Consider the following 1,262-nt stretch of genomic DNA (forward strand, 5'->3'; position numbering starts at 1 on the left):
GATTGGGTATCGGTATAATGCCAGCGTGAGATATCACCGTACCAGTTTCCCGGCCCGGTATAACTCGGATTCTGCCCTCGAAGTGAGAGACTCACTCCTTGAGTGTTGATTTCTACCTCCGAAGCATGGGCATTCGACACGAACAATGAAGCCAGTCGTCCGAGAAGAAGGTGACAAGCATGCCGCTCACTGGCGACTCCACGGTTCTCGTTCCGGTCGATGTCTCTGTAATGGAGCCACCCGATCAAGTGGTACTCGAACTCCTGAGACCCGTCAATATTGTCGTTCTCGGCTACTATCCCGTTCCCAAGCAGACCGCCCCAGCGCACCTCAAGGAAGATCACGAAGCCGAAGCAGCAGAGCGATTAGGGAATATCGTGAGCAAGTTTGCTCGCGCAGACCACGACGTTGAGGATGTCCTCGTGTTCACGAAAGATCGGCGGGACACCCTCGACCGGATCGCAGATCAGTACGGTTGTGATGCCGTGTTCGTTCCTGGAGAGACGGATACCGTCGAGAAAATTCTCGTCCCCTTACGGGGAGATGTGAATCTCGAGCGAATCATCTCTCTCGTTGGTGAGTTGGTTCGGGCCAGCGACGCTGCAGTCACGTTGTTTCATTCGGTTCCCAAGGGGACAGATCCGAGTCAGGGCGAGTTCATCCTCCGCGGCGCTGCCGATCGCCTCTCTGAGGAAGGGGTCGACCGGGACCGAATCGACTGGAAACTCTCAGAGGGTGGCTCACCGAAGCGAGACATCATCGACCTCGTAGCGGACTACGACCTCGTTGTTCTCGGAGAAACGGAACCATCGCTTCGCGACCGCATCCTCGGTGCAGTGCTGACACCGATCCTCAATGAGATCGAGAAACCAGCAATCATCGTGAGAGATATTGAGTGAGGATTTCCAGTTGATGTATACGAGGTTTACTACAGTAGTAACTGCACAGAATGTCTCGCGACGATCTTCACCACATAGAACAACAGCGCCACCAGCGACGGTAGTACAAGAGGGACGGGGCTGTGCGTGCGCTAGCTATCGGCAGGCCTCTCTGTCCGACGACCGTGTCGGATCCTCGCGATTGAACCCGAGCAAGAGCCCCCCAGCGGTGTATGAAAATCGGGTGACGCTCCAATCGATCTGCATGCTACAGAACTCCGGGATGGTGAGCCGATGAGCGACCGAAGCGGACAACTTGAGCGAAACATCGGGTTCCTCGAGGCGATGACGCTTGGTGGCGGGACGATGATCGGGGCCGGCATT

The 1,262-nt window shown here is 56.1% G+C and carries 1 protein-coding gene; it reads left to right on the forward strand.

Annotated features, from left to right (window positions below):
- Window positions 1-179 precede the first annotated feature (179 nt).
- Window positions 180-899 (forward strand): universal stress protein, encoded by a 720-nt coding sequence (locus tag C5B91_RS21030; protein ID WP_115821587.1) that lies wholly within the window; start codon window positions 180-182, stop codon window positions 897-899.
- Window positions 900-1,262 lie beyond the last annotated feature (363 nt).

The organism is Haloferax sp. Atlit-10N (assembly GCF_003586325.1).
Taxonomy (GTDB): Archaea; Halobacteriota; Halobacteria; order Halobacteriales; family Haloferacaceae; genus Haloferax; species Haloferax prahovense.